22 protein-coding genes and 1 riboswitch are annotated in these 24,717 nt (G+C 72.3%); of the genes, 9 read left to right on the forward strand and 13 right to left on the reverse strand.

All coding sequences use genetic code 11. The features are described 5' to 3' along the window. Window positions 1-500 precede the first annotated feature (500 nt). Together ACWDBE_RS06920 and ACWDBE_RS06925 are read left to right on the forward strand one after the other, a co-directional pair. Window positions 501-638 carry a hypothetical protein gene (locus ACWDBE_RS06920; RefSeq protein ID WP_449791762.1) on the forward strand — a complete coding sequence of 46 codons (138 nt, stop codon included), beginning with the start codon at window positions 501-503 and terminating at the stop codon, window positions 636-638. Next, on the forward strand, window positions 635-1,780 hold the full coding sequence (locus ACWDBE_RS06925) for a methyltransferase domain-containing protein (protein ID WP_449791761.1): 1,146 nt from the start codon (window positions 635-637) through the stop codon (window positions 1,778-1,780). Before ACWDBE_RS06920 ends, ACWDBE_RS06925 begins: the two co-directional genes overlap by 4 nt. On the opposite strand, the gene mnmA is transcribed toward ACWDBE_RS06925, so the two are convergent. Further along, window positions 1,770-2,906, reverse strand: a complete 1,137-nt coding sequence (gene mnmA / locus ACWDBE_RS06930; protein ID WP_449807423.1) for a tRNA 2-thiouridine(34) synthase MnmA — start codon at window positions 2,904-2,906, stop codon at window positions 1,770-1,772. The genes ACWDBE_RS06925 and mnmA overlap by 11 nt on opposite strands. 35 nt (window positions 2,907-2,941) lie before the next feature. Beyond that, window positions 2,942-4,123 (reverse strand): cysteine desulfurase family protein, encoded by a 1,182-nt coding sequence (locus ACWDBE_RS06935; RefSeq protein WP_449807424.1) that lies wholly within the window; start codon window positions 4,121-4,123, stop codon window positions 2,942-2,944. Between the two features lie 262 nt (window positions 4,124-4,385). Here ACWDBE_RS06935 and ACWDBE_RS06940 point away from each other — a divergent pair, with 262 nt between their 5' ends. Beyond that, window positions 4,386-5,153, forward strand: a complete 768-nt coding sequence (locus tag ACWDBE_RS06940) for an IclR family transcriptional regulator (protein ID WP_449807425.1) — start codon at window positions 4,386-4,388, stop codon at window positions 5,151-5,153. Here the strand turns inward: ACWDBE_RS06940 and ACWDBE_RS06945 are convergent. The 8 genes from ACWDBE_RS06945 to ACWDBE_RS06980 all read right to left on the reverse strand — a co-directional run bounded on the left by ACWDBE_RS06945 (window position 5,059) and on the right by ACWDBE_RS06980 (window position 14,271). Continuing rightward, on the reverse strand, window positions 5,059-5,718 hold the full coding sequence (locus tag ACWDBE_RS06945) for a trimeric intracellular cation channel family protein (RefSeq protein WP_449791757.1): 660 nt from the start codon (window positions 5,716-5,718) through the stop codon (window positions 5,059-5,061). The two genes, ACWDBE_RS06940 and ACWDBE_RS06945, sit on opposite strands and share 95 nt — an antisense overlap. Window positions 5,719-5,881: 163 nt before the next feature. Beyond that, window positions 5,882-6,928: an ABC transporter ATP-binding protein gene (locus ACWDBE_RS06950; RefSeq protein ID WP_449791756.1), complete on the reverse strand. Its 1,047-nt coding sequence runs from the start codon at window positions 6,926-6,928 to the stop codon at window positions 5,882-5,884. Between the two features lie 34 nt (window positions 6,929-6,962). Beyond that, a complete protein-coding gene (locus ACWDBE_RS06955) occupies window positions 6,963-8,033 on the reverse strand; it encodes an ABC transporter ATP-binding protein (RefSeq protein WP_449791755.1) in 1,071 nt (356 codons plus the stop codon). Further along, complete coding sequence (locus tag ACWDBE_RS06960) at window positions 8,030-9,040, reverse strand: ABC transporter permease (protein ID WP_449791754.1); 1,011 nt, start codon at window positions 9,038-9,040, stop codon at window positions 8,030-8,032. The genes ACWDBE_RS06955 and ACWDBE_RS06960 overlap by 4 nt, the downstream gene beginning before the upstream one ends. Window positions 9,041-9,138: 98 nt before the next feature. After that, window positions 9,139-10,902, reverse strand: coding sequence for an ABC transporter substrate-binding protein (locus tag ACWDBE_RS06965; RefSeq protein WP_449791753.1), 1,764 nt, complete (start codon window positions 10,900-10,902; stop codon window positions 9,139-9,141). A gap of 90 nt (window positions 10,903-10,992) precedes the next feature. Further along, window positions 10,993-11,982: an ABC transporter permease gene (locus tag ACWDBE_RS06970; RefSeq protein ID WP_449791752.1), complete on the reverse strand. Its 990-nt coding sequence runs from the start codon at window positions 11,980-11,982 to the stop codon at window positions 10,993-10,995. Window positions 11,983-12,426: 444 nt separating this feature from the next. Continuing rightward, entirely contained in the window at window positions 12,427-13,350 is a 924-nt protein-coding gene (locus ACWDBE_RS06975) for an enhanced serine sensitivity protein SseB C-terminal domain-containing protein (protein ID WP_449791751.1), read from the reverse strand. A gap of 117 nt (window positions 13,351-13,467) precedes the next feature. Further along, complete coding sequence (locus ACWDBE_RS06980; protein ID WP_449807426.1) at window positions 13,468-14,271, reverse strand: enhanced serine sensitivity protein SseB C-terminal domain-containing protein; 804 nt, start codon at window positions 14,269-14,271, stop codon at window positions 13,468-13,470. Between the two features lie 269 nt (window positions 14,272-14,540). Next, window positions 14,541-14,642: riboswitch (glycine riboswitch) on the forward strand. 230 nt (window positions 14,643-14,872) lie between these two features. Between ACWDBE_RS06980 and gcvT the strand changes: the two genes are divergently transcribed. The 4 genes from gcvT (at window position 14,873) to ACWDBE_RS07000 (ending at window position 19,366) form a co-directional block, all read left to right on the forward strand. Then, a complete protein-coding gene (gene gcvT, locus ACWDBE_RS06985) occupies window positions 14,873-15,994 on the forward strand; it encodes a glycine cleavage system aminomethyltransferase GcvT (protein WP_449791749.1) in 1,122 nt (373 codons plus the stop codon). Window positions 15,995-16,094: 100 nt separating this feature from the next. Then, complete coding sequence (gcvH, locus tag ACWDBE_RS06990; RefSeq protein ID WP_449791748.1) at window positions 16,095-16,469, forward strand: glycine cleavage system protein GcvH; 375 nt, start codon at window positions 16,095-16,097, stop codon at window positions 16,467-16,469. Window positions 16,470-16,547: 78 nt separating this feature from the next. Then, a complete protein-coding gene (gene glyA / locus ACWDBE_RS06995) occupies window positions 16,548-17,828 on the forward strand; it encodes a serine hydroxymethyltransferase (RefSeq protein ID WP_449791747.1) in 1,281 nt (426 codons plus the stop codon). A gap of 170 nt (window positions 17,829-17,998) precedes the next feature. Next, a complete protein-coding gene (locus ACWDBE_RS07000) occupies window positions 17,999-19,366 on the forward strand; it encodes an L-serine ammonia-lyase (RefSeq protein ID WP_449791746.1) in 1,368 nt (455 codons plus the stop codon). Window positions 19,367-19,475: 109 nt separating this feature from the next. On the opposite strand, the gene ACWDBE_RS07005 is transcribed toward ACWDBE_RS07000, so the two are convergent. After that, the gene (locus tag ACWDBE_RS07005) at window positions 19,476-20,069 is read right to left on the reverse strand and encodes an NADPH-dependent FMN reductase (RefSeq protein WP_449807427.1); all 594 of its coding nucleotides are present in this window, start codon (window positions 20,067-20,069) and stop codon (window positions 19,476-19,478) included. A gap of 145 nt (window positions 20,070-20,214) precedes the next feature. On the opposite strand from ACWDBE_RS07005, the gene ACWDBE_RS07010 reads away from it, so the two are divergent. Then, window positions 20,215-20,955, forward strand: a complete 741-nt coding sequence (locus tag ACWDBE_RS07010; protein ID WP_449807428.1) for a TetR/AcrR family transcriptional regulator — start codon at window positions 20,215-20,217, stop codon at window positions 20,953-20,955. 52 nt (window positions 20,956-21,007) lie between these two features. Here ACWDBE_RS07010 and ACWDBE_RS07015 read toward each other — a convergent pair whose 3' ends face one another. Together ACWDBE_RS07015 and ACWDBE_RS07020 are read right to left on the reverse strand one after the other, a co-directional pair. Then, the gene (locus tag ACWDBE_RS07015; RefSeq protein ID WP_449807429.1) at window positions 21,008-21,781 is read right to left on the reverse strand and encodes a class I SAM-dependent methyltransferase; all 774 of its coding nucleotides are present in this window, start codon (window positions 21,779-21,781) and stop codon (window positions 21,008-21,010) included. Between the two features lie 93 nt (window positions 21,782-21,874). Beyond that, entirely contained in the window at window positions 21,875-22,735 is an 861-nt protein-coding gene (locus ACWDBE_RS07020) for a DMT family transporter (protein ID WP_449791742.1), read from the reverse strand. Window positions 22,736-23,214: 479 nt separating this feature from the next. On the opposite strand from ACWDBE_RS07020, the gene ACWDBE_RS07025 reads away from it, so the two are divergent. Beyond that, the gene (locus ACWDBE_RS07025; protein ID WP_449791741.1) at window positions 23,215-24,465 is read left to right on the forward strand and encodes a hypothetical protein; all 1,251 of its coding nucleotides are present in this window, start codon (window positions 23,215-23,217) and stop codon (window positions 24,463-24,465) included. The last annotated feature ends 252 nt before the right edge of the window (window positions 24,466-24,717 follow it).

Raw genomic sequence — 24,717 nt, forward strand, 5'->3', positions numbered from 1 at the left:
AGGAAGATCTTGGTCGATCCCCTGAATAGCAGAGGCACTTCCCTTATCTCGCGCACCCTTGACACCGCCGCCCAGTCCTTAACTTCGTGGCATTGCATGGTCATTGCCGTGCGCCGCCCCGCCTCCCACACGCTCCGCATCCTCGTCGGGGACGGCTCCCGCGCAATGCCGGTGCTGGTCAAGGCCGGGCCCGGGGCCACGTCCGGGCGGGGGCTCGCGATGGTTGACCGCCTCACCCGTGGCCGGTGGGGTGTCACGCCCCTCCCCTTCGGCAAGGTCGTTCACGCCGACCTCTCCACGCCCCACTGACCCCCGCCCGCGCCGCCGGGCCGGCGGCGCGGGCGGGAACACCGACCCACCTCTCCCCACGCGAAGGAGCACCGCCATGCCCTGGCACGAACCCAAGCCTCCCCCGCCGCCCAACCCGCCGCACCCGCCCACGCCCCGGCCGCCGGACCGGTAGCCACCGACCACCAACCACCAACCACCAAGGAGCACCCATGACGTGGGGAACCGACAAGCCCAGCGACGGCAAGCACGGCGGCAAGAAGGATCCGGGCACCACCAAGCCCTCCCCCGACAGCGCCCGCCCCTCCCCTGAGCCGAAGCACCAGAAGAAGGGCGAGAACAACAAGTGACGCATCGACCGGAGCAGGCCGCGAACAGCGCGCTGCTCCGGGCCGTCGAGGCTTCCCTCGACGGCCCGGTCCCCCGCGAGTGGCAGGCGGCCGTCACGGCCGTCCCCCGCCACCACTTCCTCCCCCACCGCATCTGGCTGCAGAACCCCCAAGGCGACTACGAGCCCTGCGACCTCTCCACCGACCACGACCGCTGGTTCGAGGCGGCCTACGCCGACGTCCCGATCGTCACCCAGGTCAACGACGGCACCGCACCCCCCGACCCCGCCGACGCCTGGCCGTCCTCCGCCGCCTCCGCCCCCTCCATCGTCGTCCGCATGCTCCGCGACCTCGACGTCCGCCCCGGCATGAACGTCCTGGAGATCGGCACCGGCACCGGCTGGAACGCCGCTCTCCTGGCCCACCACCTCGGCGCCGGCCACGTCGCCTCCGTCGAGGTCGACTCCGGCATCGCCCGCACGGCCTGGGCGTCCCTCAACGCATCGGGCCTCAACGTCGAAGTGGTCTGCGGGGACGGCGCCGACGGCTGGCCCCTTCGCCAGCCGTACGACCGGATCGTCTCCACCTGCTCCGTCCGCCGCGTCCCGTGGGCCTGGATCGAGCAGACCCGCCCCGGCGGCACCGTCCTCACACCCTGGGACAACCCCATGCTCTGCTGGGGCCTGCTCAAGCTCACCGTCGAACCCGGCCGGGCCCTCGGCCGGTTCAGCCCGCACTCCGCCTTCATGCTCATGCGCGGCCAGCGGCAGGACCTGCGGATCTTCCGCGACATCGTCCGTGACGACCACGTTCCGGAGGAATCCCAGACCTCCCTGTCCCCGTGGAGCATCACCGGCGACAACTGGGAGGCCAGGTTCGCCCTCGGCCTGCACCTCGGCGACGCCTGGACCGCCTGGGACGACGAGCGGCTCTGGGTCGCGACCACCGACACCCGCTCCTGGGCCGCCGTCGACACCGACGGCGACCACCCCACCGTCTGGCAGTACGGCCCCCGCCGCCTCTGGGACGAGGTCGAGGCCGCCCACCGCTGGTGGGAGGAGCGCGGCTGCCCCGGCCCCGAGCGCTTCGGGCTGACCGTCACCGAGGAAGCGCAGTGGGCCTGGCTGGACCGGCCCGCCCAGGTGCTCCCGCTCAGGCGGTGACGGCCGGGCGCTCCGTCGTGGCGATGGTGGCGGAGCCGACGACGCGGGTGCCGTCGTACAGCACCACGGCCTGGCCGGGGGCGATGCCCCGCACCGGGGTGTCCAGCCGGACCCGCAGCTCGCCGTCGACCACCGAGGCGCTCACCGGCACCTCCTCGCCGTGGGCCCGCAGCTGGGCGGTGTAGCGGCCGTCGGCCAGGGGCTCGGTGCCGCACCAGCGGGGGCGGATGGCCGTCAACGCGGTGACGTCGAGTCCCTCGACCGGGCCGACGGTCACGGTGTTGTTGACCGGGGAGATGTCCAGCACGTAGCGCGGCTTGCCGTCGGCCGCCGGGCGGCCGATCCGCAGGCCCTTGCGCTGGCCGATGGTGAAGCCGTACGCGCCGTCGTGCTCGCCGAGCTTGGTGCCGTCGACGTCGAGGATGTCGCCGGTCGCGGTGCCGAGGTGCTTGGCCAGGAAGCCCTGGGTGTCGCCGTCGGCGATGAAGCAGATGTCGTGGCTGTCGGGCTTCTTGGCGACGGCCAGGCCCCGGCGCTCGGCCTCCGCCCGGATCTCCTCCTTGGTGGTGTCACCGAGCGGGAAGAGCGAGTGGGCGAGCTGGTCGGCGTCGAGGACGCCGAGCACATAGGACTGGTCCTTGGCGGCGTCGACGGCGCGGTGCAGTTCGCGCGAGCCGTCGGGCAGGTCGACGATCCGGGCGTAGTGGCCGGTGCAGACGGCGTCGAAGCCCAGCGCGATCGCCTTGTCCAGCAGCGCCGCGAACTTGATCTTCTCGTTGCAGCGCAGGCACGGGTTGGGGGTGCGCCCGGCCGCGTACTCGGCGACGAAGTCGTCGATCACGTCCTCGCGGAAGCGCTCGGCGAGGTCCCAGACGTAGAAGGGGATGCCGATCACGTCGGCCGCCCGCCAGGCGTCCCGGGAGTCCTCGATGGTGCAGCAGCCGCGGGCGCCGGTCCGGAAGGACTGCGGGTTGGCGGAGAGCGCCAGGTGGACGCCGGTCACCTCGTGCCCGGCTTCGACGGCGCGGGCGGCGGCGACGGCGGAGTCGACTCCGCCGGACATCGCCGCGAGCACCCGCAGGCGGCCGGTGGACGGAGTGGTCGGGGCCCCAGGGAAGTCAGTCATGGTGACTACAAGCGTACGGGGCTCCCGTACATGCCCTACCGCCGGACCGAGGCCAGCCCCGCGTTGCGCGCCCGCTGCACGGCGGGCCCGATGGCCTGCGCCAGCGCCGTGACGTCCTCGCGCACCGAGGTGTGCCCGAGCGAGAACCGCAGCGAGGCGCGCGCCAGCAGCGGGTCGACGCCCATGGCGAGCAGCACGTGGCTGGGCTGCGGCACCCCGGCCGAGCACGCCGAGCCGGTGGAGCACTCGATGCCCTGGGCGTCCAGCAGCATCAGCAGCGCGTCGCCCTCGCAGCCGGGGAAGGAGAAGTGCGCGTTGGCGGGCAGCCGGCCCTCGGCCGTCGGGTCGCCGTTGAGGATCGCGTCCGGGACGGCGGCCAGCACCGAGGCCACCAGCTCGTCGCGCAGCGCGCCCAGCGTGACGGCGTGCTCGGCCCGCCGCTCCACGGCGAGCGCCGCGGCGGCCGCGAAGCCGGCCGCGCCGGGGGCGTCCAGGGTGCCGGAGCGCACGTCGCGCTCCTGCCCGCCACCGTGCAGCAGCGGTACGGGTGAGGCGCCCCGGGAGAGCAGCAGCGCGCCGATGCCAAACGGGCCGCCGATCTTGTGCCCGGTGACGGTGAGCGCGGTGAGGCCGGACTCGGCGAAGGAGACCGGGACCTGACCGAGCGCCTGCACCGCGTCGGCGTGCACCGGGATGCCGTGCTCGGCCGCCACTGCGGTCAGTTCGCGGACCGGCTGGACGGTGCCGACCTCGTTGTTGGCCCACATCACGGTGACCAGCGCCACGGCGGCCGGGTCCCGTTCGATCGCCTCGCGCAGCGCCTCGGGGTGCACCCGCCCGTACTCGTCCACCGGCAGGTACTCGACGTCGGCGCCCTCGTGCTCGGAGAGCCAGTGCACCGCGTCCAGCACCGCGTGGTGCTCGACCGGGCTGCACAGCACCCGGGTTCGGGCCGGGTCGGCGTCCCGGCGGGCCCAGTACAGGCCCTTGACCGCCAGGTTGTCGGACTCGGTGCCGCCGCCGGTGAACACGATCTCGCTGGGGCGGGCGCCCAGCGAGTCGGCCAGCGATTCTCGGGACTCCTCGACCACCCGGCGGGCCCGGCGGCCGGCGGCGTGCAGGGCCGAGGCGTTGCCGACCACCCCCAGGTGCGCCGTCATCGCGGCGATCGCCTCGGGCAGCATCGGCGTGGTCGCCGCATGGTCCAGGTATGGCATAACCATCCGATTGTAGAGCGCCCCGTCGCGCGCTCCTCCAGCCCTACGGACCGATCAGGCCAACGGCCGCGCACGCCCCGGGCCGGGGTCGGCGCACCGCTACTACCGGACGGCCGGCGCACCACTACCGGACGGCCGGCGCACCACTACCGGACGGCCGGCGCACCGCTGCCGGACGGCCGCGTCCGGCACTGGTTTGCACCACTGCGCCACCCAGCGGTTAGCCTGACGCCACCAGTCAGCCGGATCCACGGGGAACGCCATGTCGCAGTCGGTCGACCGCGCGCTGACCCTGCTCGACGCACTCGGCGACGCGCCGCTCTCGCTGGAGCAGGCCGCCAGCAGCCTCGGGGTGCACAAGTCCACCGCCCTGCGGCTGCTGCGCACCCTGGAGGAGCACGGCTTCGCCCGCCGCCAGCCGGACCTGCGCTACCGGATCGGCGGCCGGGTGCTCTCGCTGGCCCACCGCGCGCTGGAGGACTTCGACGTCCGGCAGGTCGCCGCGCCGTACCTGGCCGCGCTCAACGCCCGCTGCGGCTACACCGTCCGGCTGGCCGTGCTGCACGACGGCGAGGTGCTCTACCTGGACGAGGTGGCCGGGCCGCCGGGTGCGGAGCCGTCCCGGATCGGGCGCCGGGCCCCGGTCGACGGGACGGCGGTCGGCCGGGTGCTGCTCGCCGGGCTGGCCGCGGACGGCGAGCGCGAGGAGCCCGAGCTGGCGGCGGTGCGCCGCCGGGGCTGGGCGGCCGAGTCCTGGGAGCACCGGGAGCCGGTGACCTGCGTGGCCGCGCCGGTCGCGGGCAGCGGCGGGCGGACGGTGGCGGCCTGCGCGCTGAGCGCCCCGGCGAGCGAGGTGCCGCCGGCCGAACTGGCCCGGATGGTGCCGGAACTGCTCTGCACCGCCGAGGCGATCTCGCTCGCGTACGGCGGCTCGCCTACTCCTCGCTGGTGCGAGAACCGTTGCGGTGCCAGGCCCGCGGGGCACGCCAGCCGTACTTCAGCGCGAGCATCCGCAGCCCGAAGGCGGTGAGCGCGGCCGCGGTGCCGGTCACGCCGGTGAGCCGGTTCGCGCCGATCAGCAGCGCGACCACGGTGGCGCCGACCAGGGCCGGGACGGCGTAGATCTCGCGGTCCCAGCGCAGCAGCGAGGGGATCTCCCCGGCCAGCACGTCGCGGATCACGCCACCACCGGCGGCGGTCACCATGCCGAGCGCGATCGCCGCGACCGCGCCGAGGCCGAAGTCGTGCGCCTTGGCGGTGCCGGTCACGCAGAACAGCCCGAGCCCGAGCGCGTCCAGGGTCTGCACGGCCCGGTTGATCCGCTCGACCTCCGGGTGCAGGAAGAACACCACCAGCCCGGCGGCGAGCGGGGTCAGGAAGTAGCCGAGGTTGGTGAACGCGGCGACCGGGGTGGCCCCGATGACCAGGTCGCGCATCACCCCGCCGCCGAGGGCCGTGGCCTCGGCCAGCACACAGATCCCGAAGATGTCCATGTTCTTGCGGACGGCGAGCAGGCCCCCGGAGAGGGCGAAGACGAATATGCCGACGAGGTCCAGCGACTGCTGCACGTCGGACGGGAAGAGCTGGGATGTCACCGTCCATGTGTACCCGATGTCCCGGAGTGCTCCGGAAAACGCTCATGATCCGGATACGGCCGTCTCGACGAGGAGGCCGCCCGCCCCGGAGTCCCGGGTGGGCGGCCTCTTCGCGTCGAAGGCCTCAGGCCGTGGCGTCGGCCGGGGCGTTCTCCGGGCTGTGCTAGTCGTTCCCCTCGCTGCGCTCGGGGAAGTGGCACGCCACCTGGTGCCCGGTCCCGAGCGTCACCAGCGGCGGCTCCTGGCTCGCGCACACGTCCTGCGCCTTCCAGCACCGGGTGCGGAAGCGGCAGCCGCTGGGCGGGTTGATCGGCGAGGGGACGTCGCCCTTGAGCAGGATGCGCTCGCGGCCCGCGCGCTGGCGGCGGCGCGGGTCGGGGACGGGCACGGCGGACATCAGCGCGGTGGTGTACGGGTGCTTCGGGCTGCGGTAGAGCGAGTCCCGGTCGGCGATCTCCACGATCTTGCCGAGGTACATCACCGCGACCCGGTCCGAGACGTGCCGGACCACCGAGAGGTCGTGCGCGATGATCAGGTAGGTCAGCCCGAGCTCCTCCTGGAGGTCGTCCAGCAGGTTGACCACCTGTGCCTGGATCGAGACGTCCAGCGCGGAGACCGGCTCGTCCGCGACGATCATCTTCGGCTTCAGCGCGAGCGCCCGGGCGATGCCGATGCGCTGGCGCTGGCCGCCGGAGAACTCGTGCGGGTAGCGGTTGTAGTGCTCGGGGCTGAGCCCGCACAGCTCCAGCAGCTCCTGGACGGCCTTCTTGAGGCCGCCCTCCGGCACCGCGTCCTGGAGCCTGAACGGCGCGCCGACGATGGTGCCGACGGTGTGCCGCGGGTTCAGCGAGGAGTACGGGTCCTGGAAGATCATCTGGATGTCGCGGCGCAGCGGCCGCATCGCCCCGACGCTCAGGTGGGTGATGTCGGTGCCCTCGAACTCGATGGTCCCGCCGGTCGGTTCGTCGAGCCGGGTGACGAGTCGGCCCATGGTCGACTTGCCGCAGCCGGACTCGCCCACGACACCCAGGGTCTCGCCGGCGTTGACCGTGAAGTCGATGCCGTCGACGGCCCGCACCGCGCCGGTCTGGCGCCGCATCAGTCCGCTGCGGATCGGGAAGTGCCGGGTCAGACCGGCCACCTTCAGCAGCGGCTCGCGGCCGGGGGCGGGGGCCGGCGACGGGATCGAAGCCGCCTGAGTGTCCGTCATCGGTTCTCTCCAGAAAGGTGGTACGAGGCCGGGCTCACAGCCGGGGCGCGATCTCTTCGGCGAAGATGCGGTGCCGCTCGCCGGCCGCCAGGTGGCAGGCCGCGAAGTGCCCGGGCGCGGCCTCGGCCAGCACCGGGGTCTCGCTCGTGGAGCGCCCGTCGGTCAGGGCGGCGTACGGGCAGCGCGGGTGGAACGCGCAGCCGGACGGCACGTTGATCAGGCTGGGCGGGGTGCCCTTGACCGGCACCAGCCGGTCCTGGAGCTCCCGGTCCAGTCGCGGCATCGAGCCCAGCAGGCCCCAGGTGTAGGGGTGTTCGGGCGCGTCGAAGAGGGTCTCGGCCGGTCCGCGCTCGACGCACTTGCCGCCGTACATGACCAGGACGTCGTCGGCCAGTTCGGCGACCACCCCGAGGTCGTGGGTGATGATGATGACGGCGGAGCCGAACTCCTCCTGGAGGTCGCGGATGAGGTCCAGGATCTGCGCCTGGACGGTGACGTCCAGGGCCGTGGTGGGCTCGTCGGCGATCAGCAGCGAGGGGTCGTTGACCAGCGCCATGGCGATCATCGCGCGCTGGCGCATGCCGCCGGAGAACTGGTGCGGGTAGTCGTCCACCCGGCGGTCGGGCTGCGGGATGCCGACCCGGTCGAGCATCTCGACGGCGCGGGCCCGGGCCTGCTTCCTGGAGGCCTGGGGGTGGTGCACCCGGTAGGCCTCGACGATCTGCTGCCCCACCGTGTAGTAGGGGTGCATCGCGGTCAGCGGGTCCTGGAAGATCATCGCCAGTTCGCGGCCGCGCAGTTGGCGCACCCGGTCCGGGCCGGCCGCGATCAGGTCCTCGCCGTTCAGCCGGATCTCGCCGCTGATCCGGGCCCGCTTGGAGCGGTGCAGGCCCATGATGCCCAGCGAGGTGACGGACTTGCCGGAGCCGGACTCGCCGACGATGCCGAGGGTGCGCCCCTTGTGCAGGTCGAAGCTGACCCCGTCCACCGAGCGGACCAGGCCGTCGTCGGTGTCGAAGTGGATCCGCAGGTCGCGCACGGAGAGGAAGGGGTCGCCGGACGGGCTCTGCGCGGCGTCCGCCGGGGTCTTCTGGAGGTCGGTCACGAGAGCCTCACCCGGGGGTCGACGAGGGCGTACAGGAGGTCGACCACGAGGTTGCAGACGACGATGAAGAAGGCGGCGAGCAGGGTGACGCCGAGGATCTTGGGCAGGTCGTTGTCGGTGATCGCCTGGACGGCGAACTGGCCGACGCCCTGGAGCGAGAAGACCTGCTCGGTGATCAGCGCGCCGCCGAGCAGCAGCCCGAGGTCCATGCCGAAGATCGTGACGATCGGGGTGAGCGCGGCGCGCAGCCCGTGCCGGGCGACGACCTTGCTCTCGGCCAGGCCCTTGGCCCGGGCGGTGCGGATGTAGTCCTCGCTCATCGTCTCCAGCATCCCGGCGCGGGTGAGCCGGGCGTAGAGCGCGGAGTAGAGGAAGGCCAGCGAGATCCACGGCAGGATCAGGTTGCGGGCCCACATCAGCGGGTTGTCCGTGAAGTCCACGTACTGCAGGTTGTCCAGGATCGGCCACTCGTAGCTGAACAGCGTGAGCAGCAGCGCGCCGGTGAAGAAGACCGGCAGCGAGACGCCGGCGAGCGCGATGCCCATGGAGAGCCGGTCGAAGATCGACTTCGGCTTGAGGGCGGAGACGACGCCGGTGGCGACGCCGGAGACCAGCCAGAGCACGGCCGCGCCGGCGGCGAGCGAGATGGTCGTCGGGATCCGCTTGGACAGCTCGGGCCAGACTTCGAGGTGGTTCTTGAAGGAGTAGCCGAAGCAGGGCACGTGGCAGGTGGCCGGTTCCGGCCCGAAGTTGTACTCGGCGCCGGCGACCAGGCCCTTGAGGAACTTCCAGTACTGGGCGTACAGCGGCTGGTCGAGGCCGAGGTTCTGCTTGACCGCCGCGATCGTCTCGGGGGACGGGCTCTTCCCGATGAACTGGGCGGCCAGTTGGTCGGCCGTCTCACCGGCGATGCGCGGGAGCAGGAAGAAGATCGCGAAGGTGACGGCGCTGACGACCAGCAGCAGCACCAGGGCCGCGAGGATCCTGCGGATGATGTAGGCAAACACAGTTGGGCGGCTCCGGCGGCCCGCCGCCGTCCGGGATCTTCCGGACGGCGGCGGGCGCCGCTGCCTTCACCTGCCTTCAGGGATGCGGAGCCAGGCTCTTACTTGGTGGTGCCGATGTTCAGGTAGTCGTACTGACCCGAGTACGCCGACGTGGAGGCCAGGTTGGTGGCGTTGGACGGGCGGTACAGGAAGACCTTGAAGTAGGTCAGCGGGACGTAGACCGCCTGGTCCATGACCTTCTTGTCGATGTCCGCGTAGATCTTCTCGCGGGCCGCCTTGTCCGGGTTGACGGCGACGTCGTCGATCAGCTTGTTGACCGCCGGGTCGTCCAGCTGGGCCAGGTTGTTGTTGCCGGTGTCCTTGACCGCGCGGCCGTCGACGATCTGCTGGAGGAAGCCGTAGCCGGTCGGCCAGTCGGCGCCCCACTGCATCATCATCAGGCCGATGTTGTGCTCCGCCGCGAACTTCGGCGAACCGGCGTTGTCGGTCAGGTACTTGGACGACGGGTACTGCTGGATCTCGGCGTTGATGCCGATCTTCTTCAGCGCGGCCTGGATCGAGGTCGCGGCGGCGATCTCGGTGGAGCGCTCGGTGCGGGCCGAGATGACGGTGTTGAAGCCGCCCTCCTTGCCGCAGGCCTTCAGGGCGCTCTTGGCCTTGGCCTCGTCGCCCTTGTTGTCCTTGGTCTCCCAGGTGTTGAAGTCCTGGTGGCCCGGGATGTCCGGCGGGAGGACGGTGTTGGCGATCTGGCCGCGGATCGGGCCGCCGACGGCGGTCTGCACCGAGACCTTGTCGATCGCGTACTGGACGGCCTTGCGGCACTCGATGTTGTCGAACGGCGCGAGCTTGGAGTTCATCGCCAGGTAGACCAGCCGGCCGCCGTAGGCGTTGTCGGTGTTGGCCTTGAGCTTCGGGTCCTGGAGGATCTGCGCCTGGGTCTGCGGGTCGACACCGGTGCCGCCGAGGTCGACCTGGGCGTTGCCGGCCAGCAGGTCCTTGTCGATGGTGGCCTGGTCGATGTTGAACCGGAGCACGATCTTGTCGCCGAGCTGCTTGCGGATCGGGTCGGTGCTCTTGTCCCAGGTCGGGTTCGGCACCAGGACGGCCTGCTTGCCGTCCTCGTAGGACTCGAACTTGTAGGAGCCCGAGGACACGATGTGCTTGACGTAGTCGGCGCCGGTGTCCTTCGCCTGCGGGACCGGAGCGGTCTGCGGCGTGGCGACCAGGTAGTCGAAGTCCGCGAACGGGTGCTGGAGGTGGAAGACGATGGTGAGGTCGTCGGGCGTCTGGATCGAGTCGAGGCCGCCCTCCTTGTCCTTGAACGGACCCTGGTACGGCGTCGGGTTGTCCACCAGCAGGTTGCGGAAGTACGTCGGGCCGTTGGTGAGCACGTCCGTGAAGTTGGAGCGCTCGACGGCGTACTTGACGTCCTTCGAGGTGATCGGGGTGCCGTCGTCGTACTTCAGGCCCGCACGCAGCTTGTACGTCCAGGTCAGGCCGTCCGCGCTCGGCTTGCCCTCCGACTCGGCCAGGTCCGGGACGATCTTGTTGCCCTCCTCGCCCGGCGCCGGGTTGAAGGTGGTCAGCGAACGGGCGTACAGGCGCGAGAAGTTGTAGATGTACGCGTAGTACGTGTTGCCCGGGTCGAGCGAGTCCGGGGTGCCCTTCATCTCGAAGGTCACCGTCCCGCCCTTCTTGTCCGAGGCGTTGACGATGCTCTTGGTGGCCGCGTTGGCGCCGCCCCCGGCGGAGCCGGAGGCCGAGGAGGAGCCGCCGCTCTTCGACGAGCTGGTGCAACCGGTCACGACCAGGACCGCGGCGGCAGCCGCCGCGGTCAGGGCGACGGTACGGGACCTACGCATGGGTGAGATCAACCCCTTGGGGATGTGGAGGCGGTGGAAGGTCCTGACGTGGAATCATTCGATCAGTCAGCGGTGTTCGATGACGCCCGGTCAGTTGCTCTTGGGATCGAGGGCGTCGCGCAGGCCGTCGCCGAGCAGGTTGAAGGCGAGCACGGTGACGAAGATCGCCAGGCCGGGGACCACCATGTACTGGGGGTCCACCTGGTAGTACCGGATCGCGTCCTGGAGCATCCCGCCCCAGGAGGCCTGCGGGGGCTGGATGCCGACGCCGAGGAAGCTCAGCCCGGCCTCGAAGAGGATGTTGGTCGGGATCAGCAGGGTCGAGTAGACCAGGATCGGACCGACCAGGTTGGGCAACAGTTCCTTGAACAGGATGAACGGGCCGCGGGCACCCAGACTGCGGGCCGCGTGGACGAACTCGCGCTCGCGCAGCGAGAGCGTCTGGCCGCGCACGATCCGGCCCATGTAGGGCCAGTTGAAGAAGCCGATCACGAAGATCAGCACCAGGATGTGCAGCGGCAGGCCGTGCAGGCCGAACGCACCGCCCTGGAGCGAGGTCGAGATCGCGATGGCGAACAGCAGCAGCGGGAACGCCAGGAAGACGTCCATCACCCGGCTGATCACGGTGTCGACCCAACCGCCGTAGTAGCCGGCCATGATGCCGAGCACGGTGCCGATGGTGTTGGACAGGACGGTCGCGCCGAAGGCGACCAGCAGGGAGACCCAGGAGCCCTCGATGACGCGGGTGAGCAGGTCACGGCCCTGCAGCGGGTCGATGCCGAGCGGGTGGTCCGCGCTCATGCCGCCCCAGTCGCCGAACGGCAGGCCACCGAGGTCGGCGTCCAGCAGGTCCTGGTGGAGGGCGTCCGGGTCGAGCCCGAACAACGACTCGATCGGCTTCGCCAGCAGGGCGAGCAGGATCAGCAGGATCACCACGACGCCGCCGGCGACGGCGGCCTTGTCCCGCTTGAAGCGGGTCCAGGCGATCTGGCCGAGGGAGCGGCCCTCGATCTTCTTGGCCGGGCTCTCGGCGGCTGGTGCCTCCGGTTCGTTCCCGGCGGTGGTCACGGATGCGGTCATGGTCAGTTGGTCCCCTCGCCGACGGTGGCCGGCCCACGGGTGCCGGTCGCCGGCTTCGGCGGTGCGGCTGCGGACGTGCGGAAGTGCTGTGGAGGAGCGGTCTTGACGGCAGCGCGTGGTGCACGGGCACTGCCACCACGCGGGATGGGCGTCGCGTGGGCGGGGCTGTCGGCGTGCGCGCTCACCTTTGTGGGGTTCCAGCACGCGCGGTGCGTTGCGCAGAACTCTCTGCCATCCGAACTGACTTGCGCCAGCCCTGCCAACCGACAGATGCCCAACTGTGATCTGCGCACATGCACTTCCCCGATCTTCGGCATATACCTCTTCACATAGCTGTTACTGCCATGTCAAGATGATCTGAGCACACATCCGGAAATTCGTCCGGAAAGCATCGAAGCCGACTTGATGGACAATCAAGTCGGCTTCGCGGAACGGGTTTTGGGATCAGTGCCCGGGGTAGCCGGGCCACGGCCGCTGCGGCTGCTGCTGCCAGCCCTGGGCCGGCGGCTGGGTGCCGTACGCGTAACCCGGCATCGACTGCCCGGGGTACGGCGGCGGGGGCACCGGCGGGTACGGGCCGGTCGGCGGGCGCCCCGCCTCCCGGTCGAAGAACGGCCGCGCGTTGGCGCGCATCCACAGCGCCACCGGGTCGTACTCATCCGACATCGCCACCGTGGACACCGCGAGCCCCTCGGGGGCCACCGCGATCGCGCGCTGCATCAGCGCCCGCACCGCCTCCACGGCCGGCGGCGAACTCTCGTACAGGTCAAGGCCGATGGCCAGGTACGGCTCCCCCACCGCGGGCTGCACCCAGGCCCGGCGCAGCGCCCGCACCGGACGCACCTCGACGGCCTGCCGCTCCAGCAGTGCGAAGAACGGCTGGGCGTTCAGCTGCGGCTCGCTCAGCTTCAACGGTCCCGCCGGCAGCCGGTCCAGGCCCGCGGCGATCCGCCGGAGGTCCGCCCAGGGCACCCCGACGCCGCCGCCGGGCGCGTGCGGGTTGAGCCACAGGCCCCAGCGGGTGCGGTACAGCGAGGCCGCGATCTCCCGGCCCGAGACCACCTCGTGGGCCCGCGCCCAGCCGGAGGCGGTCAGCTGCTCGGACGAGGTGACGGCCGGCGCGTAGCCGTGGCCGCTGATCTCCATGTTCCCGTACTGGGCGTCCGGGCTGCCCGGCGTGCCGTGCCACAGCAGCATCCAGACCTGGCCGTCCGCCAGCGCGTGCAGCAGCCGCTCGTACGCGTCGTAGCGCTCCGGCGCGACATCGCGCAGGGCGCGCTCCAACGCGCCGGGATCAGCTCCCGGGCGCCCGGCCGGTGCCTGGCCCCAGGGCCCCGGCACACCGCCCGCTCCCGTTCCCGCACTCATGCGCCCACCTCGCCGCGCCTCTTTCCCTCAACCCGCCGACCCGTCGGCCGTCTGCACGCACCCTATGGCGCGGCACCGGCCACCGCCACGGCGACGTGCCTTTGATACGGACCCCGCTCAGACCCGCGCGTAGAACGGCTGCACCCGGGTGAGCAGCCACTCGACCACCGGGTCGTCGGCGAGGTCGAGCAGTACGAGGTGGACGCCGCCGGGCAGCGGCGCGGTTCCCAGGGCTCGCCCGAGTGCCTCGTTCACCGCGGCCGGATCGGCCGGTGCCGCCGGGTCCAGCTGGACGCCCACGAACATCACGGTCGGCTCGCCCTCGATGCTGGCCAGCGCCCTGCGGGCGGTCAGCACCCCGGGCAGCGCCGACAGTTCGCTCCGGCAGGCGGCCAGGAAGTGCTCCGGGTCCTCGCCCGGCACCGGCTCGCGCAGCGCCACCCGCCCGCCGGTCGGCTCCGACGCGTCGCCGGCGCCCTCCCAGCGGTCCGCGCGCGGACCGCGGCGCAGCTCGGCGACCCCCTGCGGCGGCACCGGGATGCCCACCGCCGCCTCCGGGTTCACCGCGATGCCCAGGCCCAGCGGCAGCCCGCGGGCGAACTCCCACACCGGTGCGATCGCGAAGGCCATCCCCGGCGCCTGCTGGAGGAACACCTCCTGCGAGGAGAACACCGGCACGTACGGGTCGCCGCCCAGCTCGATGGTCGGCAGGTCCAGCGACTGCCCCTGCGGGTCGGCCCCGGCCGGCAGCGGCACCCACACCTGGCTGCGCGCCAGCACCTCGATCACCCGCGGCGTCGCGCCCGGGTCCCCCAGGGCCGCGGTCAGCACCTGCTCCAGCTCGTTGGCCGGCCAGGAGCCGCCCGCCGGCGCCTCCTCCGGTCCGCCCCACCCCTGCTGCTGCTCCACCGGGTACCCCATGCGCCGCCGATTCCGCCCTCTGCCGGTCGGCCGCCCACTGCTGCGCCGACGCGCAGCAGTCTAGGGCCCCGGGGCCTTCCTCTTTAGGGCTCGTGTTCGGGTGCCGTCCGGGGCCCGGCCCGGCCTCGCGTCCGGGTGCCGTCCGGGGCCCGTGTCCGGATACCGCGCGGTGTGACCGGGTCCCCCCTCCCCTCGTCGCCCGGGACGTGCCATGATGTGCCCGTCCGACGGCATGCGCCGCGGGCCCCTACAACTCCACACCGGCCGCTCGAACCCGCGCGGGAGAGCCCGGAGTGCCGCTCAGGCACAGCCGGCGCCGAAGGAGCAAGTCCTCCCCGGAATCTCTCAGGCACCCCTACCGCACGGGTTAGGCACATCTGGAAAGCGGCGCACGGCCCTGTCGTACGCCCACCCACGGTGCAAGCCGCCATGCTGTCCCCCAAGCTGGAAACGGCTGCGGGCGGCGGGGCGGTGAAGCTCTCAGGTTCGACGACAGATGGGGAGACCCACGCCGCCGCATGCCCGCGCGCAGGGTCGGCCCCCGAGCGGGTCCGATCCGGTGCGTGCACCCCTGAGTGCCCCGACCGAGGAGTTCCTGGCCATGTCGTCCCTCCGCCTGACCGCGCTCGACGCGCTGCACCGCGCCCTCGGCGCGACCATGACCGACTTCGCCGGCTGGGACATGCCGCTGCGCTACGGCAGCGAGCGCGAGGAGCACCTCGCCGTCCGCACCAAGGCCGGCCTGTTCGACCTCTCGCACATGGGCGAGATCACCGTCACCGGCCCGCAGGCCGGCGAGATGCTGGACCACGCGCTGGTCGGCTTCGTCTCCGCGCTCGGCGTGCTGCGCGCCCGCTACACCATGATCTGCGCCGAGGACGGCGGCATCCTGGACGACCTGATCGTCTACCGCCTGCGCGAGGACGCCTTCCTGGTCGTCGCCAACGCCTCGAACGCCCAGCTGGTCCTCGACGAGCTGATCGCCCGCGCCAAGGGCTTCGACGCCGTCGTCACCGACGACCGCGACACCTACGCTCTGATCGCCGTCCAGGGCCCGGAGGCCACCGGCATCCTGGCGAAGACCACCGACGCCGACCTGCCCGGCCTGAAGTACTACGCGATCCTCCCGGCCCAGGTGGCCGGCCGCGACGTGCTGCTCGCCCGCACCGGCTACACCGGCGAGGACGGCTTCGAGATCTTCTGCCACCCGGTCGACGCCGAGCCCGTCTGGCAGGCGCTGACCGCCGCCGGCGAGGGCCACGGCCTGATCCCGTGCGGCCTGTCCTGCCGCGACACGCTGCGCCTGGAGGCCGGCATGCCGCTGTACGGGCACGAGCTGTCCACCGACCTGACCCCGTTCGACGCCGGCCTGGGCCGGGTCGTCCGCTTCGACAAGACCACCAACGAGGGCGCCTTCATCGGCCGCAAGGCGCTGGAGCAGGCCGCCGCCGCGGCCGAGACCAACCCGCCGAAGAAGCTGGTCGGCCTGGTCTCCGAGGGCAAGCGGGTGCCGCGCGCCGAGTACACCGTGGTCTCCACCGAGGGCGAGCCGATCGGCCGGATCACCTCCGGCGCGCCGTCCCCGACGCTCGGCCGGCCGATCGCGATGGCCTACGTCGACGCCGCCCACGCGGAGCCCGGCACCACCGTCGCGGTGGACGTCCGCGGCAAGCACGAGCCCGTCCAGGTCGTGGCGCTGCCGTTCTACAAGCGCGCCCGCTGAGCCTTCGTCCCGCCCCCGTTTTTCCCATACACGCACGTCGCAGCCGTCCGCGCGGCGGCCCGCTTCGTCGTGCCCGCTTCCCATCCTGGAGAATGACGCCATGAGCAACCCCCAGCACCTGCAGTACACCAAGGAGCACGAGTGGCTGACGGCCGCCGAGGACGGTGTCTCCACGGTCGGCATCACCGAGCACGCCGCCACCGCGCTCGGTGACATCGTCTACGTGCAGCTGCCCGCGGTCGGCGACACCGTGACCGCCGGTGAGACCTGCGGCGAGCTGGAGTCCACCAAGTCGGTCAGCGACCTGTTCTCCCCGGCGACCGGCGAGGTCACCGAGATCAACCAGGACGTCATCGACGACCCGGCCTCCGTGAACGCGGACCCGTTCGGGAGCGCCTGGCTGTTCAAGGTGCGCGTCGAGGCCACCGACACGCTGCTCAGCGCGGACGAGTACACCGCCTTCATCGGCGGCTGACCAGCCCGTGACCGGGCGGGCCGCTCGCCGGCCCGCCCCCACCGTCCCTCCGCTCTCCTCCACCGGGAAGACCACACCATGACGGTTCTCAACCAGTCCCTGCACGCCCTCGACCCGGAGATCGCCGCCGCGGTCGACGCCGAGCTGCACCGCCAGCAGACCACCCTGGAGATGATCGCCTCCGAGAACTTCGCCCCGGTGGCGGTCATGGAGGCGCAGGGTTCGGTCCTCACCAACAAGTACGCGGAGGGCTACCCCGGCCGCCGCTACTACGGCGGCTGCGAGCACGTCGACGTGGTCGAGCAGATCGCGATCGACCGCATCAAGGCCCTGTTCGGCGCCGAGCACGCCAACGTCCAGCCGCACTCGGGCGCGCAGGCCAACGCCGCCGCGATGTTCGCGCTGATCCAGCCGGGCGACACCATCCTGGGCCTGAGCCTGGCCCACGGTGGCCACCTGACCCACGGCATGAAGATCAACTTCTCCGGCAAGCTCTACAACGTGGCCGCGTACCACGTGGACGAGAAGACCGGCCAGGTCGACATGGCCGAGGTCGAGCGCCTCGCCAAGGAGCACCAGCCGAAGCTGATCATCGCCGGCTGGTCGGCCTACCCGCGCCAGCTCGACTTCGCCGCGTTCCGCCGGATCGCCGACGAGGTCGGCGCGCTGCTCATGGTGGACATGGCGCACTTCGCCGGCCTGGTGGCCGCCGGGCTGCACCCGAACCCGGTGCCGTACGCGGACGTGGTCACCACCACCACCCACAAGACCCTGGGCGGCCCGCGCGGCGGCGTCATCCTGTCCAAGGCCGAGCTCGCCAAGAAGATCAACTCCGCGGTCTTCCCCGGCCAGCAGGGCGGCCCGCTGGAGCACGTGATCGCCGGCAAGGCGGTCGCCTTCAAGATCGCGGCCTCGGAGGAGTTCAAGGAGCGCCAGCAGCGCACCCTGGACGGCGCCCGCATCCTCGCCGAGCGCCTGCTCCAGGCCGACGTGGCCGAGGCCGGCGCCAGCGTGCTGTCCGGCGGCACCGACGTCCACCTGGTCCTGGTCGACCTGCGCAACAGCCAGCTCGACGGCCAGCAGGCCGAGGACCGGCTGCACGAGGTCGGCATCACCGTCAACCGCAACGCGATCCCGAACGACCCGCGCCCGCCGATGGTCACCTCGGGCCTGCGCATCGGCACCCCGGCCCTGGCCACCCGCGGCTTCCAGGCCGAGGACTTCCGCGAGGTCGCCGACATCATCGCCGAGGCGCTCAAGCCCGCCTTCGACGAGACCGTCGCCGCCGCCCTCAAGGCCCGGGTCACCGCCCTGGCCGACAAGTACCCGCTGTACCCCAACCTGGCCAACCAGGAGTAGTCCTTCCGGGGCCCGGTCGGGCTCAGGATCAGGTGACCGGCCTCACCCCGCCGGCGTACCTGGGGACCCCGGGGCACCGCGCACACTGGACAGTGCGTGCGGTGCCCCGTCCCGTGTCAGCCCTCCCCTGCCTGCAAGTCCTTCCACGAGACCAGACAAGGACGTCCCCCGTGGCCATCAGCGTCTTCGACCTCTTCTCCATCGGCATCGGCCCGTCGAGCTCCCACACCGTGGGCCCGATGCGCGCCGCCCGGATGTTCGCCCGCCGACTGCGCTCCGAAGGCCTGCTGGACGGGGTCACCGGCGTGCGCGCCGAACTGTACGGCTCGCTCGGCGCCACCGGCCACGGCCACGGCACCCCGAAGGCCGTCCTGCTGGGCCTGGAGAACGCCTCGCCCCGCACCGTCGACGTCGACCAGGCCGACAAGGACGTCGAGCGGATCATCGCCGAGAAGCGGATCAGCCTGCTCGGCGAGCACACCATCGACTTCGACCCGGACACCCAGCTGGTCCTGCACCGCCGCCGCTCGCTGCCGTACCACGCCAACGGCATGACCCTGTGGGCGTACGCGGCGGACGGCTCGACCCTGCTGGAGAAGACCTACTACTCGGTCGGCGGCGGCTTCGTGGTGGACGAGGACGCCATCGGCGCGGACCGGGTCAAGCCCGACGACACCGCGCTGCGCTACCCCTTCCGCACCGGTGAGGAGCTGCTGCGCCTCACCCGGGAGACCGGCCTGTCCATCTCCGGCCTGATGCTGGAGAACGAGAAGGCCTGGCGCAGCGAGGAGGAGATCCGCACCGGGCTGCTGGAGATCTGGTCCGTGATGCAGGAGTGCGTGCGGGCCGGCATGACCCGCGAGGGCATCCTGCCGGGCGGCCTGAAGGTCCGCCGCCGGGCGGCCGCCGCGGCGCGGACGCTGCGCGCCGAGGGCATCGGGCCGGCCAACGCGATGGAGTGGGTGACCCTCTACGCGATGGCGGTCAACGAGGAGAACGCCTCCGGCCGCCGGGTGGTCACCGCGCCGACCAACGGTGCCGCCGGGATCATCCCGGCCGTCCTGCACTACTACCTGAACTTCATCCCGGGCGCCGACGAGGACGGCATCGTCCGCTTCCTCCTCGCGGCCGGCGCCATCGGCATGCTCTTCAAGGAGAACGCCTCCATCTCCGGCGCCGAGGTCGGCTGCCAAGGCGAGGTCGGCTCCGCCTGCTCGATGGCCGCGGGCGGCCTCGCCGAGGTCCTCGGCGGCACCCCCGAGCAGGTCGAGAACGCCGCCGAGATCGGCATCGAGCACAACCTCGGCCTCACCTGCGACCCGGTCGGCGGCCTGGTCCAGATCCCCTGCATCGAGCGCAACGGCATGGCCTCGGTCAAGGCCGTCACCGCGGCCCGGATGGCGCTGCGCGGCGACGGGCGGCACCACGTCTCGCTGGACAAGGCGATCAAGACGATGAAGGAGACCGGCGCCGACATGAAGATCAAGTACAAGGAGACCTCGCGCGGCGGCCTCGCCGTGAACGTCATCGAGTGCTGATCGCGGCGGTCTGACGGCCCCCGGGCGGAGTTCCCCTCCACCCGGGGGCCTTCGCGCTTCCCCGGCCTTTCCCCGGCTCGGGACTCCCCCGGCTCAGGACTCCCCCGGCTCAGGCCGTGAACGGGCGGGCCCGGCGGGCGTCCCGCAACGCCTGGGCCCACCAGGTGAGTTGGTCGAGCATGGTCTTGGCGGCCGCGTCGGCGGCCGGGTCGACCGCCCTGCCGTCGGCGTCGAAGCACTGCGCGGCGCCGTGGAAGCTGACCGTGTTGCGGATCGTCGCCGCGTTCAACTCGGCCATCACCACGCGGAGTTGCTCGACCGCACGAAGGCCGCCGGACAGGCCGCCGTACGAGACGAAGCCGACCGGCTTGCCGTGCCACTGCCAGTTGTGCCAGTCGATGGCGTTCTTCAGCGGGGCCGGGAAACTGTGGTTGTACTCGGGCGTGACGATCACGAACGCGTCGGCCGCCTCCAGCCGGGGCGACACGGCGGCCAGCAACTCGGCGTCGCCCGGCGCCGGTTCACCACCGAAGGACGGGAAGGTGACGGGCAGCGGGGTCTCCACCAGGTCGATCAGGTCGGCGGTCAGGTCGCCGCGCGCTTCGAGGTGGCCGAGCAGCCAGTCGGCGACCACCGGACCGAAACGGCCCTCGCGGGTGCTGCCGACGAGGACGGCGACCTTCAGGTTCTGCTCCGTGGACATGGGGATCCCCCTCCGGGATGGGCACTGGGCCCGGCGTATCCGTCGGATACAACGTACACATCGATGTGTACGCCGTCCACTGTGGATACGCCGTACACCGGAAGTGCTACGGTGAGAACGAATCCGGCCGGAAGGAGCCCGCCCCATGCCCGCCCAGCAGGCCCCCAGTGGTGACAGCGACAGAACCCAGGTCCCGCTCTGGGAACGCCTGGCCCGCCCGGCCCCCGCGCCGCGCACCACCCTGACCCCGCACCGGATCGCCGAGACCGCGGTCGCCATCGCCGACGCCGAGGGCCTGGACGCCGTCACCATGCGCCGGCTGGCCGCCGAACTCGGGGTCGCCCCGATGGCCGCCTACCGGTACGTCTCCGGCAAGGACGAACTCATCGAGCTGATGGTCGACTTCGCCTACGGCCGGCTCCCCCTGGACGCCCCCGCCGAGGGCTGGCGGGACACCATGCGCACCCTGGCCGTCCACCTGCGGGCCATGCACCTGGCCCACCCCTGGACCGTCAGGGCGGCCACCCCGTTCTCCCTCAGCCCCAACCAACTGGCCGTCCCCGAGCACGCGTTCGCCGCCCTCGCCGAGCACGGCCTGGACGCCGACACCGCCATGGCGGTGTTCCGCACCGTCACCGGCTACGTCCACGGCTCGGTCACCACCGAAATCACCCTCGCGACCCTGCGCCGCGAACGCGGCTGGTCCGACGGCGACCAGACCCGGGCCGGCCTGGCCCCCCGGATGAGCTGGCTGATGAACACCGGCCGCTACCCCCGCTACCAGCGCTACCTCCACGAGGCCACCCGCAAGGACGACCCCGACTGGCAGTTCGAGACCGGCCTCGACTGCGTCCTCGACGGCATCGCCGCCCACTTCGGCCTCTGACCGGCCCGGGCGGCGGCCCGCACGGCGGCCCACGCGGCGGCACGGGGGCCGGCTATCCGGCCGGTCGCTCGCCCGCAATGATCAGGCGGTAGCCGTAGTCCACGCTCTCCCGGTCGAGCAGGTCGGCGTACCGCCGGTGCCACTCCCCCAAGGCGAGGTCGGCCCGCAGCCGCTCGACCGCCGGCTCCACCACCTCCGGCGGCAGCGTCGCGAAGGTCGAACTGGCCTGCCGGACGGCCCGGTCGAGGTAGAGCTCGGGCCGCCGCCAGTAGGCGGCCTGGTAGCCGTCGGTGAAGTCGTGCGGGATGGGGAACGGCAGCACGGTGTGGGCGCCCAGGGCCTCCACCACCTCGGCGAGCGGGGTGAAGCGGCCGTCCTCCAGCTCCCGGATCTCCGGCAGGTAGTCCTCCAGCAGCCACAGTTGCGGCCGGTGCGCCGGATCCCAGGTGAACACCACCTGCCGCCGCGCGACCCGCCGCAGCTCGGCGAGCCCCTGCCGCAGGTCCGGCCAGTGGTGGACGGTCAGCACGGCCATCGCGGCGTCGAACGCCCCGTCCGTGATGGGGAGTTGCGAGGCCGATGCCTTGATCTTCCGCCGCCCGGGGTGCTGGTCGAGCATGACCTGCGACGGATCGACGGCCGTGACCTCGGCGCCCTCCGGCTCGTACGACCCCGCCCCCGCACCGACGTTGACCACCGTGCGCGCCCCCCGCAGCGCGGACCCGATCAACGCGTGCAGCCGTGGATCCGGCCGCCGGATCCGCCGGTACCCGACGCCGATGCGGTCATACGCCACCGGTCCGCTCTGCTCTTCCAGGTGTCCCATCCGGCCAGCCCAGCAGACGGCGCCGCTGCCGACAACCGGTTCGCCCCGACGCGCGGGAAGTCGGCCGGCCGACTTCCCGCGCGAGCCCGGCGGTTAGCGGCGGGCGGGGAGGGCGAGGAAGGCCAGGCCGCCGGCCAGGACGGCGAGGCCGCACCAGGAGGCGGCGGGGAGGCGCTCGCCGAGGGCGGCCACGCCGAGGACGGCGGCGACGGCCGGTTCGGCGAGGGTCAGGGTGGTGGCGGTCTGGGCGGTGGTGTGGCGCAGGCCGCGGCCGAACAGCCAGTACGCGAGGAAGGTGGTGACCACCGCGAGGTGCAGCACCACGCCCGCTCCGCGCGCCGAGGCGAGCCACGCCAGGTCACCGGTGAGCAGCACCGGCAGGACGATCAGCGCCCCGCCGGCGAACATCGCGCCCATCACCCCGCCCGAGGGGTGCCCGGCGTTGATCAGCCGTCCGCCGATCAGCGAGTAGACGGCGTACGAGAGCCCCGAGAGCGCCGCCAGCAGCACGCCCAGTGGGTCCACCGCCGTGCCGCCTCCGGCGAGTTCGGGGCCCAGCACGAGCACGGCGCAGCCGAGTACGGCGAGCGCCGTGGCCCCGGCCCACCGCCCGCCGGGCCGGCCCTGCCGGGCGAGCCAGCCGAGCAGTCCGGTGAACACCGGCGCGCTGCCGAGGGCGATCACGGTGGCGACGGCCACGCCGGTACGGCTCACCGCCGGGTAGAAGGTCAGCGGGTACCCGGCCACCGCGACGGCTCCGGCCGCGAGCAGCCACCGCTCGCGCGGCACGCACACCCGGGGCAGCTCCCGGGCGGTGCGGTCGGTGAGGAACAGCAGCAGTCCGCCGAGCACCAGCCCGGCGGCGCCGATCCCCGCCGCCGGGGCGCCGGAGGGCGCCAGCGAGCTGGCCGTGCCGGTGGTGCCCCAGAGGACGGCGGCGATCAGGATCGGCACCGCGCCACCGCGGGGGCGGGCGCGGCGGGGGGCCTGGGGAACGGAGGGAACGGTACGGGCAGGGGAGGACAAGCGATTCGGCACAGTCGTGAACTTCCGTCGTCGAAGACCGTCAGGAGAGGGGTTCCGAGAACGGGCGCACGCCATCGGCCCGCGGCGGCCGCCATCGGGCCGGGCCGGGGTCGCAGGGGATCAAGCCACCGGAGCGCGCGCCCGATCAGGCGCTGAGCGGTGGCAGCACGACGTGCCAGTACAGGTTCACGGGCCCGATGCTATCCGCCCGCACGAGAAGTCGACAGGGCCGACTTCCCACGCAGGCACCCCACCCGCCTCCGGGGGGTCGCCCCGCCCCTCCCGGGGGCGCGTTGCCCCTCGCGCACACCCGTTGGCGGCCCGGCGTTCGGCTTTCCCCCGTGGCGGACCGTCGACGGGTCCCTACGCTGAGTGTCGGCCCGTCGGCTCACCGGAAGGACCCGCTCATGCGCCGCTCCCGCCTCGTGCTGCCCGTGATCCTGGCTGTCGTGGTCGGCTCCGGCCTGGTCGCCGCCGATGTGGCGCAGGAGGAGCCGTACCTGTCCGTGAGTCTGCCGGTGCTCCGCGATCCGGACGCCCAGCAGCTGCTCCACCGCATGACGGACCCGGTGCAGGACTGGGTGGAGTCCGGGGATCCGGCGGCGGCCGGCTACGCGGGGACGGTGATCGACGCGTCCGACCAGCACGCCGACGTCTACTGGAAGGGCGCGGCCCCGGCCACGGTCCGCTCCCTGCTCGACGCGAACGCCCGGCCCGGCTACACCGTCGACGTCCACCGGAGTCCGTACTCCCGCGCGGAGATGCGCGCCGCGATCGACCGTTTCACCGCCGCCGTGGCCCGCGACGCCTGGACGTCGATCGGCCCCCAGGAGGACGGCGCCGCCATCGCGATCACGTACACGCCGGCGGCGGCGAAGCGGCTCACCGGTGGTGACGCGGACGCGCAGGCGTACTCCTCGCGGGCCGCCGAGATCGCCGGGATGCCGGTGACGGCCAGCGTCGAGGGAACCCCGGTGGCGCTGTCCGGCAGCCGGCACTCCGACAGCGCGCCGTACTACGCGGGGGCCGAGGTGAGCACGGCGAAGGCGTCGTTCTGCTCGACGGCGTTCAGCGGCTGGAAGGGCGGGACGAAGGTGGTACTGACCGCCGCGCACTGCGGCGGCGGCCGGTACTACAACGGCACCGGCGGCTACATCGGCGACCTGTCCTCGGTCGGCGACGGCCTGGACGTCGGCATGATCGCGGTCAACGGCAGCGGCGGCGGCCGGTTCTACGACGGCGCCTGGTCGGACAGCGGCGGCTCGTCCCGGCACACGTACGGGGCCGGGCGGAACAACGTCGGGGACCTGGTCTGCCTGAGCGGCGCCCAGTCGGGGTGGAAGTGCGACGTGCAGATCAAGCGGGTCGACGTGGAGACGACGAACGACGAGGGCACGAAGATCAGGCCGGTGGACGTCGCCGAGTCGAAGGGCGGCGACCGCCGGGCGATCGCCGCGCAGGGCGACAGCGGCGGCCCGGCGGTGGCGAACCCGTCCGGCCCGAACGGCGACATGGAGGCCCGCGGCGTGATCGTGGCGGCGAGGTCCGAGGTCGGCTGCCCGGCCGGATCCACGGCGCACCCGACCAAGTGCTACTCGCAGGTGCTGTACGTGCCGATGACGCCGGTGGTGAACCAGATGGGTTTCTCACTGTCCTGACCCGGGGGACCCTGAAGTTCGGCAACATCCGTGATCCCGCCTTCGCGGGCTGTCAGCCCTTTCCGTGCAGGCGAATCGCGCGAACAGGCCTTCGGCAAGCCTGAACAGGCTGCCACAGGCCGGTGACGCCTGCCCCTGTTGCGGGGGGGGGGGGGCCGGCGCCCGGCCCGCCCCACCCGGGGAGGGGCCCGGCAGACCGCGGGGGGGTGAAAGCGGACAACCCCCCCCCGGGGCAACACCCCCACCGCCCAC

Source organism: Kitasatospora sp. NPDC001132 (genome assembly GCF_053598415.1).

Excerpts from the sequence above, each read along its gene's own strand:
- ACWDBE_RS06920 (WP_449791762.1), top strand. The coding sequence starts at position 501 with ATGACGTGGGGAACCGACAAGCCCAGCGACGGCAAGCACGGCGGCAAG.
- mnmA (WP_449807423.1), bottom strand. The coding sequence starts at position 2,906 with ATGACTGACTTCCCTGGGGCCCCGACCACTCCGTCCACCGGCCGCCTG.
- ACWDBE_RS06935 (WP_449807424.1), bottom strand. The coding sequence starts at position 4,123 with ATGCCATACCTGGACCATGCGGCGACCACGCCGATGCTGCCCGAGGCG.
- ACWDBE_RS06940 (WP_449807425.1), top strand. The coding sequence starts at position 4,386 with ATGTCGCAGTCGGTCGACCGCGCGCTGACCCTGCTCGACGCACTCGGC.
- ACWDBE_RS06950 (WP_449791756.1), bottom strand. The coding sequence starts at position 6,928 with ATGACGGACACTCAGGCGGCTTCGATCCCGTCGCCGGCCCCCGCCCCC.
- ACWDBE_RS06965 (WP_449791753.1), bottom strand. The coding sequence starts at position 10,902 with ATGCGTAGGTCCCGTACCGTCGCCCTGACCGCGGCGGCTGCCGCCGCG.
- ACWDBE_RS06970 (WP_449791752.1), bottom strand. The coding sequence starts at position 11,982 with ATGACCGCATCCGTGACCACCGCCGGGAACGAACCGGAGGCACCAGCC.
- ACWDBE_RS06975 (WP_449791751.1), bottom strand. The coding sequence starts at position 13,350 with ATGAGTGCGGGAACGGGAGCGGGCGGTGTGCCGGGGCCCTGGGGCCAG.
- ACWDBE_RS06980 (WP_449807426.1), bottom strand. The coding sequence starts at position 14,271 with ATGGGGTACCCGGTGGAGCAGCAGCAGGGGTGGGGCGGACCGGAGGAG.
- gcvT (WP_449791749.1), top strand. The coding sequence starts at position 14,873 with ATGTCGTCCCTCCGCCTGACCGCGCTCGACGCGCTGCACCGCGCCCTC.
- gcvH (WP_449791748.1), top strand. The coding sequence starts at position 16,095 with ATGAGCAACCCCCAGCACCTGCAGTACACCAAGGAGCACGAGTGGCTG.
- glyA (WP_449791747.1), top strand. The coding sequence starts at position 16,548 with ATGACGGTTCTCAACCAGTCCCTGCACGCCCTCGACCCGGAGATCGCC.
- ACWDBE_RS07005 (WP_449807427.1), bottom strand. The coding sequence starts at position 20,069 with ATGTCCACGGAGCAGAACCTGAAGGTCGCCGTCCTCGTCGGCAGCACC.
- ACWDBE_RS07010 (WP_449807428.1), top strand. The coding sequence starts at position 20,215 with ATGCCCGCCCAGCAGGCCCCCAGTGGTGACAGCGACAGAACCCAGGTC.
- ACWDBE_RS07015 (WP_449807429.1), bottom strand. The coding sequence starts at position 21,781 with ATGGGACACCTGGAAGAGCAGAGCGGACCGGTGGCGTATGACCGCATC.
- ACWDBE_RS07025 (WP_449791741.1), top strand. The coding sequence starts at position 23,215 with ATGCGCCGCTCCCGCCTCGTGCTGCCCGTGATCCTGGCTGTCGTGGTC.